Raw genomic sequence first — 12,627 nt, 5'->3', positions numbered from 1 at the left:
AATATCTCGTGGTAGCTTGGGATTCAGCGATGCTCCACCGTCTTGAGATTGAAAACTTCTATTCGATCCTGGAATCACAGGTTATTGACCTGAGAGTAGCTAATCATGCTCCGGATGCCCCGGAACGATTCGTGCCCATATGGCGGAACTCAACGGAGAAGGCTCCTAAAATCGTTGCGTTCTTTGGCCCGAATGCATCTGGAAAATCCAACGTCCTCAGAGCGTTGACGTTCATCTCTTTTTTTGTGCAGCATAGTTTCTCTGTTCCGGCCGGAAATCCTTTACCGTTCCAGCGATTTAATAACACTCAGGGATTAGCGAGGCCTACGCGCCTCACCGCTTACATGGCTGGACTTGAGGATCTCACAAGAGCGGAAGATGCAACAGCACCACAGTGTCGCTATGTTTATGAAGTTGTGATCGGCGGACAAGGCAATCACACCGTCCTGCACGAAAGCCTGCATTATTGGCCCTCAACAGCAGCGCGTAAAGTTCGAGTTTTTGAACGTGATGCTGAAGGAAAAGTTGAAGCGGCTAGAATGTTTGATCTCTCGCGCTTCCGAGTTACGCTCGAAGCGATCTTGAGGCCGAACGCTAGTGTAATTTCCACGCTTGCGCAGCTTAAACACCCTGGTGCCACCATATTTCGCGATGCAGCAGCGAAGCTGTGCAGCAATATTCTTGTTCAAAAAGAAGATGTTCGCGATGAACAGGTTATTCAACTGTATGTGAATAACCCTTCTTGGCTTGAAGCTTTCAATCGCGAAGTTCAGCGTGTCGATCTTGGAATTCGGGCAATGAAATTCCTGCCTGATGCACAGGGCCTTCATGCCATTTTTGAACATGAAGGCCTATCAAGCCCCGTACATCTTACTTTAGAAAGTCACGGAACGCGTCAATTCTTAAAGATTTTTCCATACATACTTCAAGCCCTTGAAACGGGGGGGGTTGCCGTTCTAGACGAGTTGGACGGCGCCATTCATCCGCAAATGTTGTCTGAGATACTGCAATGGTTCCGAGATCGGAAGCGCAATCCCCATAACGCTCAATTATGGATAAGCTGTCACAGTGTTTCCCTTCTAGAATCACTTTCTAAAGAGGAAGTTTTCTTTTGTGATAAAGATAGTGGCGGACGTACGCGAATCTATGGCCTGCGTGACATTCAGGGAGTTCGTCGGGCAGATAATTATTATAAGAAGTACATGGCTGGTATTTACGGCGCGATTCCGCAAATCGGATGATACGCCCACGCTGCCCTTTCATGCCTCAACGTCGCCGCATCTTCTTAGGATGTGAAGGCGAAAGCGAACAAGGGTATGCTGCGCTGCTCAGCCGTTTGTTGGAGGAACGGCATCGACGGATACATCTTGAAATCGTTTTGCTCGGCGGGGGTGATCCACTCGCCATTATCCAGACAGCGGAACGGCAAATTCGACAGCGAGCGACCCGAGCTACACCATTCGCGGCTTCTGTTATCATGCTAGATGCAGACCGTAGAGATGTGCATTTGCAACGACGCGAAGATGCCCGGGCTCTGGCTAGTCGTCTCGGCCTGCATTTGATCTGGCAATTACCCTGCCATGAAGCGTTCTTGCTACGTCACCTTGTAAATTGTGGCCATCTGCATCCGACCACTTCCGCGCTAGCCGAAGCAGAACTGAGCAAACGATGGCCGCGATATGAAAAGGGAATGGCAGCTGCTCGGCTGGCGGAGCGTTTGGATCGCGCAGCAGTGCTCCGCGCCGCCATCGTAGAAGAAGATCTGCGCCAGCTGCTCGCGATTATCGAATTCGGTGATGCCCCCTGATCCCCCCGCCGGTCACCGATTTATTACCGCCTTGCCCCTGGCCGCCCCGGGCGCCGACTTCTATCGTCTTCGGCATGTTCCCCGAACGCTGTACCGGAAGGCGAATGATGATGCACGCGGCTGTCCTTTCATCCCCCACCCCGAACTCCAGCCCCACGGGTGCCGTGGCGGATGCCGCGGCCGTGCGCGGCCAGTTGAAGGCCTGGCTGGTGGAGCATGCCTATCCGCTGTGGTGGCGGGCGGGGGCCGACCGGGTGAACGGCGGCTTTCATGAGAAGCTGGACCTGAACGGCAAGCCCACCAACGATGCCCGCCGGGCGCGGGTGCAGGCCCGCCAGGTCTACTCATATTCCGTCGCCGCCAAGTCCGGCTGGAACGGCCCGGTGCGTGAGGCGGCGGAGCACGGCCTGACCTTTTTCCTGAACCACTATCGCCGGCCGGACGGGCTGTTCCGCACCAAGGTGGCGCCGGACGGTACCTGCCTGGATGATACCGTGGTGCTGTACGACCAGGCCTTCGCCCTGTTCGCGCTGGCCGCCGCGCAAAGTGCCACGCCGGAGAACAGGGTGCCGGAGGAAATGGCCGTGGCCTTGCGCCAGCGGTTGCTGGACACGCTGCACCACGCCCAAGGCGGGTTTGAGGAAAGCCACCCCCGCACCCTGCCGCTGCTGTCCAACCCGCACATGCACATGCTGGAGGCATCCTTGGCCTGGATGGAGCAGGGCGGCGATGGCAATTGGCGCGACTTGGCGGAGGAGATCGTGCACCTGGCCCTGACCCGCTTCATCGACGACGACATGGGTGGACTGAAAGAGTTCTTCGACGGCGACTGGCGGCCCCAGGCCGGCATATCCGGCCGCATCGTGGAGCCGGGACACCAGTTCGAATGGTCGTGGCTGATGCTGCGCTGGGCGGCACTGACCGGCAACCAGGCGGCATCGGATGCCGCCTGGCGCATGATCGCCATTGGTGAGGGCCCCGGTGTCGATGCCAAGCGTGGCGTCGCCATGAACGCCCTGCTGGACGACCTGACGCCGCACGACCCGGTGGCCCGCCTGTGGCCGCAGACGGAACGCATCAAATGCGCCGTGCTGGCCGCCTTGGCCACCCGTGAGGATGCCGACCGCGGTGACGGCTACTGGGCCATGGCGGCAGCCGGCGGGCGTGGCCTGATGAAATATTTCGACACGCCGGTGAAGGGCCTGTGGCGTGACCGCCTGAACCCCGACGGGACGTTCGTGGAGGAAGCGGCACCCGCCAGCAGCTTCTACCACATCGTCTGCGCCATCCAGGAACTGGACCAGGCCCTGACCACCATCGGGCATCCGGGGTGATTGATCCGCAGCACGCTCTCCACCCTTTTCCAGGCCGGCGACCGCCGGCCCCGGACCTTTCTGGGAAACGAAGTGGACTGGAAAGGGAGGAAGCCCAGCGGCCGGAGGCCGCGCCGGCGATTGAGGGAATGAAAAATGTTCTGACGTCAGAACGTCAGGCGGCCAGCGCCTGGCGGAAATAGGCGATGGTGCGGTCCAGGCCCTGGTCTAGGCTGACCGTCGGCTCCCACCCCAGCAAGGCGCCGGCCTGGCGAATGTCGGGCCGGCGGCGCAGCGGGTCGTCGGCCGGCAACGGGTGGTGCACCAGGCGGGAGGAGGAGCCGGTCTTCCTGATGACCGCCTGCGCCAATTCCACCATGGTGCATTCGGCCGGATTGCCCAGATTGATGGGGCCGGTCAAATCGTTGTCGGCCGCCATCAGGCGCACGATGCCCTCGATCAGATCATCGACGTAGCAGAAGCTGCGCGTCTGTCGGCCATCGCCGTAAAGGGTGATTGGCATGCCGCGCAACGCCTGGACAATGAAGTTTGACACCACGCGCCCATCGTCCGGATACATGTGCGGGCCATAGGTGTTGAAGATGCGGGCGACGCGGATGTTCAGCCCGTGCTGGCGGTGATAGTCGAAGAACAGCGTCTCGGCACAGCGCTTGCCCTCGTCATAACAGGCGCGGGGGCCGATGGGGTTGACGTTACCGTTGTAATCCTCCGCCTGCGGGTGCACCGCCGGGTCGCCGTAAACCTCGGAGGTGGAGGCCTGGAAGATGCGGGCGTGCAGGCGCTTGGCCAGGCCCAGCATGTTGATGGCGCCCAGCACCGACGTCTTGGTCGTCTGCACCGGGTCCTGCTGGTAATGGATGGGGGAGGCCGGACAGGCCAGGTTGTAGATCTCATCCACCTCGACATGCAGGGGGAAGGTCACGTCATGGCGCATCAGCTCAAACCGTGAATGCCCCATCAGGGTGCCCAAGTTTTCCTTGTTGCCGGTGTGGAAGTTGTCGACGCACAGCACGTCGCAGCCGTCATCGACCAGGCGGCGGCAGAGGTGGGAACCCAGGAAACCCGCCCCGCCCGTGACCAGAACCCGCCGATACAACCGTTTCATGCCGCCCCATACCCCAAAGGACCACCACCAATGGCGGCCTGAGTCTCTTTAAACGGACCGAGGGGGGTTTCCCTGGCGGCCTGGGGCGGATTGGGTTATGGGCATTGCCGCTGAACGGTTCGCGGCATTCAAGGATTTCGGGTCATGGGCGTGTTGCAGGATATGGTCGGGGCGTCGGATACCCCCAACTGGGGCCGCATCCCCGCCGTGGCCGTCACGGCCGCCGCCCGGCTGGAAAACGGCACCGTGGTGCTGGAGACCAATGCCGGCCCCCTGTGGCTGACCCTGCACGATTTCGGCATCCGCCTGCGCAGCGGTGAACGCACCATTGGCGGCTATGGCCTGCTGGACCAGGAACCGGCGGCGCTGACCCCGGCCCTGACGGATGAAGAAGGGCGCACCGTCATCACCGGCGGCGGCCTGGTGCTGACGCTGGAGCATGCGCCCCTGTCCTTCACCCTGGCCCATGCCGACGGCCGGCCGGTGCAGTCATCCCCCACCGACGGGCATTTCGTCCGCCGTTTCCGCCTGCCGCCCGTCGCCCGGCTGGACGGCGGCTGGTTCGTCAGCCTGGATTTGGCATCAGGTGAGCCGGTCTACGGCCTGGGGGAGAAGTGGGGCCGGCTGGACCATCGCGGCCAGCTGGTGCGGTCGCGCAATGAGGACGCGCTGGGCGTCAACGGCCAGTGGTCCTACAAGAACACCCCCTTCGCGTGGAGCCCCGAGGGCTGGGGACTGCTGGTGCACACGCCCAGCCCCGTCACCCACGGGGTGGGCTACGCCCCCTGGTCGCAGCGCGCCTACGGCCTGGTGGTGGAGGACGACCACCTGGACCTGTTCCTGTTCGCGGGATCCGATGGCGCCGCCATCCTGGAACAGTACACCGGCCTGACCGGCCGGGCGCCGGTGCCACCGCTGTGGAGCCTGGGTGTCATCCTGTCCAAGGCCTATTACCGCACGCCGGAGGAGGTCATCGCCGTGGCGACGGAGGTGCGGGCCAAGGGCATGCCCTGCGACACCATCACCTTCGACGGTCGCGCCTGGCAGGACACCGACACCCGCTTCGCCTTCGAATGGGATCCGAAGCGCTTCCACGATCCGGCCGCGACCCTGGCCAGCCTGAAGGCCATGGACTTCAAGATCTGCGCCTGGGAATACCCGCTGGTGTCGGTCAACAACCCGCTGTTCGACGAGCTGGCGGCCAAGGGCTGGCTGCTCAAAGACCGGCGCACGGGTGAGGCCTATCGCTACAAGTGGGATATGGAGGCGTTCGGCCCCGTGCTGACACCCCTGCCCGACAGCGGCCTGATCGACTTCACCCACCCTGAAGCCTACGCCTACTGGCGCGACCAGCATAAAGGCCTGTTCGCCATCGGCGTGGACATGATCAAGGCTGACTTCGGCGAACAGGTGGAACCCGACATTGCTGGCCAGCAATGGCGAGACCGGGCACGCCCTGCACAATGTCTACACCCATCTGTACAACCGCTGCGTCTATGAGGCGGCGGACGCCTACTGCCCGTCCGGCGCCTTCCTGTTCTCACGGTCCAGTTGGATCGGGGCGCAGCGTTATCCGGCCCAGTGGGGCGGCGACCCGCAGGCGGATTGGGAAGGTATGGCCGGCAATCTGCGCGGCGGCCTGTCCTGGGGCCTGAGCGGCGCCCCCTATTACGCCACCGATGTCGGCGGCTTCTACCGCGACCAGCGCGACCCCATCCTGTATGTGCGCTGGGCCCAAGCCGGCGTCTTCTCCGCCCACATGCGCCTGCACGGCATTGGCCCGCGCGAGCCCTGGTCCTATGGCGCGGAGGCGGAGGCCGCCACCTTGGCGGCGCTGAAGCTGCGCTATCGCCTGATCCCCTATCTGCATGCCGCCATGGAGACGGCGTCGGCCACCGGCCTGCCGGTGCAGCGCGCCATGGCGCTGGCCTGCCCCGAGGATCCGGCCGCCTGGGCGTTCGAGGACCAGTTCTTCTTCGGCCCCGACATGCTGGTGGCGCCCTGCCTGAACGCGGAAGGGCGGGTGCGGGTCTACCTGCCGGCGGGCGACTGGCGCCGCTTCCCCGACAACGCACCGTTCGCGGGCGGGCGCGTCCACACCCTGACCCTGGGCCTGGAGGAGATGGCGGTGTTCGTGCGCACCGGCACCCGCATCCCCCTGGGGCCGGAGGTGCAGCACACCGGCACCCTGGGCGGCCAGCCGGTGGTCGTGGAGCACTGGACGGCGAAATAACCTTGCGCCGGCCGGTACCGATCCCCAGATTGGGCGCCATGCGCTGGCTGCTTGCCCTTTTGTTGCTGTTCTCCGCCCTCATCGACGGCCCCTCGGTCGTCGAGGTTGCCGGCTATGCCGCCGCCTGCGGTGCCCCGACCGAGCATGTGGTGGTCGAGGGCCAGGCCGACAGCGTCGATGACGGCCACCATGCCGCCATCCATCTGCACGCCGGCCAGGGCCATTGCGGCCATGTGCACGCCGCCGACCAGGTGGCGCTGGCCGTCGTGACCGCTCCCCTGGCCTACACCCTGGTCCGGGCCCGTGTTCCGGCATCGCTGGACCCCGCCGGCCGCGCCATCAGCCCGCCAAACCGCCCTCCGGTCGCCTGATCGTTCCCGCCTGACCCGCGCCGGCGCGACCTGCATCGCCAGGCCGCCGGTGAACGATTCCCGCGTATCCGGAGCCTATCCCCATGCGTATCCCGGCCCTGGGCCTGGTGGCGGCGCTTGCCGTCGCCTGGACCCCGCCGGGGGCGGCCGCGTCACCGCCCCCCACCCCCACGCTTACCCTCGATGACCTTGTCGCCCTGGCCCTGGCCACCTCACCCGCCCTGAGGGCGGCCGACGCCCGCGCCGACGCCCTGGCCGGTGCCGCGGAGCAAGCCGACACCCTGCCCAACCCGGAGTTCGGCATCCAGGCCGAGAACGCCGCCGGCAGCGGCCCCTATCGCGGCGCCAAGGCGCTGGAGACGACCTACAGCCTGACCCAGACGATAGAGATGGGCGGCAAGCGCGGCTGGCGACGGGACACCGCCGCCGCCGCCGCGCACCGGGGCGCCCTGGACCGCGACGCCGTGCGCCTGGACCTGGCGCGCGACGTGCGCCTGGCCGCCATCGCCGTTCTGGCCGCCCACGAGCGGCGGCAGATCGTGGAGGAGCAGCGCGCCCTGGCGGATGAAACCCGGCGTGCTGTGGCCGGCCGGGTACAGGCCGGCCGTGACAGCCCGATGCGGGAGGACCGCGCCGGCCTGGCCCTGACCCAGGCGACGGTGGACGCCGCCCGCGCCCGGCGGGATGAGGACGCGGCCGGCCACGCCCTGTCCCTGCTGATTGACCGGCCGGTGGCGGCCGCCCAACTGGATACCGCCGCCCTTCATCTTCTGGCCGCCGACGGGGCGGCCGAGGCCGGCGGAGACGTGCCGGATCTGGCCCCGTTGGCGGGCGGAACTGGCCCGCGCCCGCGCCGCGGTGGGCGTGGAGCGGGCCAAGGCCGTGCCGGACGTTAAGATCGGCGCGGGCATCCGCCGCTTCAACGATGGCGGCGACACCGCCGCCGTGGTCGGCCTGACCATCCCCATTCCCGCCTTCGACACCAACCGGGGCAACATCCGCCGCGCGCGGGCCGAAGCCCTGGAAGCGGAGATGGAGATGGAGCGCGCAGGGCGGGAGCATGACACCGCCCTGGCCATCGCCCGCGACCGGCTGGCCACCGCCCGGGCCGAGGCCCGCACCCTGGCCGAAACCGTGGTGCCGGGGGCGGAGCGTACCGGCGCCCTGGCCCAGGAAGGTTATCGCCAGGGCAAGTTCCCCTACCTGGACGTCCTGGACGCCCAGCGCACGCTGCTGGACGCGCGGCTGGGCCTGACCACCGCCCTGCGCGACTACCAGGAAAGCCGTATCGCGTTGGACCGTCTTCGCGGCGCCGCCCCCCTTTCGGAAGACATGCCATGACCATCCCCCATCCCATCCGCTGGGGCGCCGGCGCCCTGGTGCTGACCGCCCTGGCCACCTGGGCCGCCACCGGCCACGCGCCGCAGGGTGCCGCACCGGAGGAACCGGCCGCCGCCCATCATGATGGCGACGACGAGGCGCTGCTGCCCCTTACCGACCAGCAGATCGCCGCGGCACATATCGCCACCATCGCCGCCGGCCCCGGCACCCTGGTCCGGCGCGTCCGCGTCACCGGCACGGTGGCGGCGGACCCCGACCATGTCGCCCACATCGCGGCCCGCGTGCCGGGCGTGGTCACCGTCCTGGCCAAGAACCCGGGCGACCCGGTGGCAGCGGGCGAAACCGTGGCCGTGCTGGAGAGCGCCGAAGCCGCACAGGCCCAGGCCGACCATCTGGCCGCCCGGGAGCAGGAGGCCCTGGCGCAGGCCACCGCCACGCGGGAGGAGGCGCTGTGGCGCCAGCGCATCTCGGCGGAGCAGGACTATCTGCAAGCCCGGAGCGCCCTGGCGGAGGCGCGCATCCGCACCCGCCGCACAGCGCAAGCCCTGACGGCCATGGGCCTGGCCGAGGGCGGGGGCCTGCGCCGCCCGGAACTGCGCGGCCTGCGCCGCCTGGACCTGAAGGCGCCGTTCGCCGGCCATGTGGTGGAACGCAAGGCCACCAAGGGCGAAAGCCTGTCGGCGGAGGCGGAAATCTACGTCATCGCCGATCTGGCCCATGTGACGGTGGAGGCCGCCGTCTACGCCGCCGACCTGGGACAGGTGGCGGTGGGCGCGCCCGTGCGCCTGACCGGCCCAGGGGGTGCCACCGCAACGGGCCGCGTCACCCGTGTCGGCCCCGCCATCGATCCGGCCACCGGCGCCGCCCGCGTGGTCATCGCGCCGGAGGGGGCCGCCTGGCGGCCCGGCGGCTTCGTGACCGGGGAGATCGAGACCGGGCGTGAGGCCGCCGCCCTGGCCCTGCCCCGGGCCGCCATCCGGACGGTGGAGGGCCAAACCGTGGCCTTCGTGCGCGTGCCCGGCGGGTTCGAGCGCCGACAGGTCCGCCTGGGCCGCGACGACGGGCAAACGGTGGCGGTGCTGGCCGGTGTGGCGGCGGGTGAACAGGTGGCCACCGGCAACGCCTTCGTCCTGCAGGCGGAGGCCGGGAAGGCCGCCGCCGGCCACGAGCATTGAGGGGGCCGATCCCATGTTGGACAAGATCCTGACGGCCGCCGTGGCCCGCCGGCACCTGGTGGTGCTGTTGGCCGTGGTGGTGGCGGCCATGGCCGCCTGGTACGCCCGCCGCCTGCCCATCGACGCCGTGCCCGACATCACCAACAACCAGGTGCAGGTGACCATCACCGCCCCCGCCCTGTCGCCGGTGGAGGTGGAGAAACAGGTCACCTTCCCCATCGAGACGGCACTGGCCGGCATTCCGGGGCTGGAGGGCACGCGGTCGCTGTCCCGCAACGGCTTCGCCCAGGTCACCGCCCTGTTCGCCGACGGGGTGGACATCTATTTCGCCCGCCAGCAGGTGGGCGAACGGCTGGGCGAGGCCAAGGCCGGCCTGCCCGCCGGGGCGGAGACGCGCCTGGGCGCCATCGCCACCGGCCTGGGCGAGGTCGCGATGTGGACGGTGGCCCTGGCGCCCTTCGACGCCAAGGCGGCCCGTGACGGTTCCCCCGGCTGGCAAAGCGACGGCAACTACCGCACGCCGGAGGGACAGGTGCTGACCACCGAGGACGAGCGCGCGGCCTATTTGCGCACGGTCCAGGACTGGATCATCGGCCCGCAGTTGAAATCCGTGCCCGGCCTGGCCGGAGTGGACGCCATCGGCGGCCATGTGAAGCAGTACCAGGTGGCACCCGACCCGGCCCGGCTGGCGGCGCGGGGCATCGGCCTGCAACAGGTGGCGGCCGCCCTGGAACGGAACAACACCGGTGCCGGTGCCGGCTATCTGGAACGGGACGGGGAGGCCTACGTGGTGCGGGCCGACGCCCGCCTGCGGACCCTGGCGGATCTGGGCGGCGTGGTGGTCGCGGCCCGCGACGGCGTGCCGGTGTTCCTGCGCGACGTCGCCAACGTGACCCTAGGGCATGAACCACGCACCGGCAGCGCCACCCGCGACGGGGCGGAGGTGGTGGTGGGCACAGCCCTGATGCGCATCGGGGGGAACAGCCGCACGGTGGCCGCCGCCATCGCCGACCGGTTGGCCCAGGTCGGCCGCACCCTGCCGCCGGACGTGCGGGCCGAATTGGTGTTGAACCGCACCAAGCTGGTGGACGCCACCCTGCGCACCGTGGGCCGCAACCTGGCGGAGGGGGCGGCCCTGGTCGTCGCCGTGCTGTTCGTCCTGCTGGGCAATCTGCGGGCGGCGCTGATCACGGCGGCGGTCATCCCCGTGACCATGGCCCTGACCGCCGCCGGCATGGCCCGCGCCGGCATCAGCGCCAACCTGATGAGCCTGGGGGCGCTGGATTTCGGCCTGATCGTCGACGGCGCCGTCATCATCGCGGAGAACTGCCTGCGCCGCCTGGGCGAACGCCAGCACGCCGCCGCCACGCCCGACCGGCCGCTGCCGCTGGCCACGCGCCTGGAAACGGTGGTGCTGGCGGCGCGGGAGATGCTGCGGCCATCGGTCTACGGCCAGGCCATCATCATGGTGGTCTACCTGCCGCTGCTGACCTTCACCGGTGTGGAGGGGCGGATGTTCCAGCCCATGGCGCTGACCGTGCTGCTGGCCCTGGCCGTGGCCTTCATCCTGTCGCTGACCCTGGTGCCGGCGCTGATCGCCCTGGCCATCCGGGGGCCGGTGCGGGAACGGGAAAGCGTGCTGCTGCTCCGCGCCCGGGGCTGGTACGCCCCCGTGCTGGACCGGACGCTGTCCCGCCCCGGCCCGGTTCTGTTCGGGGCCGCCTGCCTGTTCCTGCTGAGCCTGGGCCTGTACACCCGCATGGGGCAGGAGTTCATTCCCACCCTGGATGAGCAGGACGTCGCCATGCACGCCATGCGCATCCCCAGCACGTCACTGACCCAATCCACCGCCCTGCAACAGGCGGTGGAAAAGGCCTTGGGTGGGGTGGCGGAGGTGGCGCTGGTCTATTCCAAGACGGGTACGGCGGAAATGGCGGCCGACCCCATGCCGCCCAACGTGTCCGACACCTTCATCATCCTGAAGCCGCGGTCGGCATGGCCCGATCCGGCCCGGCCCAAGGCGGACGTGATCCGCCGGCTGGAGGCGGCGGCCGACACCGTGCCCGGCAACGCGTATGAGTTCACCCAGCCCATCCAGATGCGGTTCAACGAACTGATCTCCGGCGTGCGCAGCGACATGGCGATCAAGGTCTTCGGCGACGATTTCGCCGAGATCCAACGAACGGCGGAGCGGATGGCCCGGGTGCTGGCCGGCATTCCGGGTGCCGCGGACGTGCGGGTGGAACAGGCCGACGGCCTGCCCATCCTGGACATCCAGGTGGACCGCGCCGCCGCCGGGCGGTTTGGCCTGGACGCCGCCGACATCCTGGATGTGGCCGGCATCGCCGTGGGCGGCCGCACCGCCGGGGAGGTGTTCGAGGGCGATCGGCGCTTCGACGTGGTGCTGCGCCTGGATGAAGCACCCCGCAACGATCTGGACGGCCTGAAAACCCTGCCGGTACGTTTGCCGGGGGAGCCCGCACGCTTCGTGCCCCTGGGCGCCGTCGCCGCCTTCACCACCAGCGTCGGCCCCAACCAGGTGAGCCGGGAGGACGGCAAGCGCCGGGTGGTGGTGCAGGCCAACGTGCGGGGCCGCGACATCGCCAGCTTCGTGGCGGAGGCGCAAACGCGGCTGGACGCCGTACCCCTGCCCGCCGGGTCCTGGATCCGCTGGGGCGGGCAGTTTGAGAATCTGACCGCGGCGCGCGCTCGGTTGGCGGTGGTGGTGCCCGCCGGCTTCGCCGTCATCTTCCTGCTGCTGTACGGCGCCCTGGGCCGCCCGCGCGACGCCTTGCTGGTGTTCAGCGGCGTGCCCCTGGCCCTGACGGGCGGCATCGTGGCCCTGTGGCTGCGGGGCATGCCGTTTTCCGTGTCCGCCGCCGTGGGTTTCATCGCCCTGTCGGGCATCGCCGTGCTGAACGGCCTGGTGATGGTGTCGCGCATCCGGGCCGGCATCGGCGAGGGGATGCCCAGCCTGGACGCCATCCGCGACGGCGCCCTGACCCGCCTGAGGCCGGTGCTGATGACGGCGCTGGTGGCGGCCCTGGGCTTCGTGCCCATGGCGCTGGCCACCGGCACGGGTGCTGAGGTGCAGCGCCCCCTGGCCACGGTGGTGATCGGCGGCCTGATCAGCGCCACCGCCCTGACCCTGCTGGTCCTGCCCGCCCTGTACCGGCGGTTCGGCGGACGCTGAGGCGAATGGACGGGGAGGCATTCACCGCCGCCCCGTCCATCACGCGGACACGTTCAGCGATCACCCGC

Annotated in this window: 11 protein-coding genes; 10 read left to right on the top strand and 1 reads right to left on the bottom strand. The window is 68.0% G+C overall.

The window, feature by feature from the left end:
* Window positions 1-29 precede the first annotated feature (29 nt).
* The 3 genes from PW843_26545 to PW843_26535 all read left to right on the top strand — a co-directional run bounded on the left by PW843_26545 (window position 30) and on the right by PW843_26535 (window position 3,141).
* Entirely contained in the window at window positions 30-1,241 is a 1,212-nt protein-coding gene (locus PW843_26545) for an AAA family ATPase (protein MDE1150129.1), read from the top strand.
* A gap of 20 nt (window positions 1,242-1,261) precedes the next feature.
* Window positions 1,262-1,807 (top strand): RloB domain-containing protein, encoded by a 546-nt coding sequence (locus PW843_26540; GenBank protein ID MDE1150128.1) that lies wholly within the window; start codon window positions 1,262-1,264, stop codon window positions 1,805-1,807.
* A 104-nt stretch (window positions 1,808-1,911) separates the two neighbouring features.
* Window positions 1,912-3,141, top strand: coding sequence for an AGE family epimerase/isomerase (locus PW843_26535; protein ID MDE1150127.1), 1,230 nt, complete (start codon window positions 1,912-1,914; stop codon window positions 3,139-3,141).
* A 154-nt stretch (window positions 3,142-3,295) separates the two neighbouring features.
* On the opposite strand, the gene PW843_26530 is transcribed toward PW843_26535, so the two are convergent.
* On the bottom strand, window positions 3,296-4,246 hold the full coding sequence (locus tag PW843_26530) for an SDR family oxidoreductase (protein MDE1150126.1): 951 nt from the start codon (window positions 4,244-4,246) through the stop codon (window positions 3,296-3,298).
* A 144-nt stretch (window positions 4,247-4,390) separates the two neighbouring features.
* Between PW843_26530 and PW843_26525 the strand changes: the two genes are divergently transcribed.
* From PW843_26525 to PW843_26495, 7 genes are all read left to right on the top strand, one after another.
* Window positions 4,391-5,746 carry a glycoside hydrolase family 31 protein gene (locus PW843_26525; GenBank protein ID MDE1150125.1) on the top strand — a complete coding sequence of 452 codons (1,356 nt, stop codon included), beginning with the start codon at window positions 4,391-4,393 and terminating at the stop codon, window positions 5,744-5,746.
* Window positions 5,670-6,479: a glycoside hydrolase family 31 protein gene (locus PW843_26520; GenBank protein ID MDE1150124.1), complete on the top strand. Its 810-nt coding sequence runs from the start codon at window positions 5,670-5,672 to the stop codon at window positions 6,477-6,479. The genes PW843_26525 and PW843_26520 overlap by 77 nt, the downstream gene beginning before the upstream one ends.
* Before the next feature lie 38 nt (window positions 6,480-6,517).
* Window positions 6,518-6,850, top strand: a complete 333-nt coding sequence (locus tag PW843_26515; protein MDE1150123.1) for a hypothetical protein — start codon at window positions 6,518-6,520, stop codon at window positions 6,848-6,850.
* A gap of 83 nt (window positions 6,851-6,933) precedes the next feature.
* The gene (locus PW843_26510) at window positions 6,934-7,746 is read left to right on the top strand and encodes a TolC family protein (GenBank protein MDE1150122.1); all 813 of its coding nucleotides are present in this window, start codon (window positions 6,934-6,936) and stop codon (window positions 7,744-7,746) included.
* The gene (locus PW843_26505) at window positions 7,733-8,191 is read left to right on the top strand and encodes a TolC family protein (GenBank protein ID MDE1150121.1); all 459 of its coding nucleotides are present in this window, start codon (window positions 7,733-7,735) and stop codon (window positions 8,189-8,191) included. Before PW843_26510 ends, PW843_26505 begins: the two co-directional genes overlap by 14 nt.
* Entirely contained in the window at window positions 8,188-9,366 is a 1,179-nt protein-coding gene (locus PW843_26500) for an efflux RND transporter periplasmic adaptor subunit (protein ID MDE1150120.1), read from the top strand. Before PW843_26505 ends, PW843_26500 begins: the two co-directional genes overlap by 4 nt.
* Window positions 9,367-9,379: 13 nt before the next feature.
* Complete coding sequence (locus PW843_26495) at window positions 9,380-12,559, top strand: CusA/CzcA family heavy metal efflux RND transporter (protein ID MDE1150119.1); 3,180 nt, start codon at window positions 9,380-9,382, stop codon at window positions 12,557-12,559.
* Window positions 12,560-12,627 lie beyond the last annotated feature (68 nt).

This window comes from Azospirillaceae bacterium, assembly GCA_028283825.1.
GTDB lineage: Bacteria > Pseudomonadota > Alphaproteobacteria > Azospirillales > Azospirillaceae > Nitrospirillum.
This window is presented reverse-complemented; position numbering and strand designations above follow the sequence as displayed.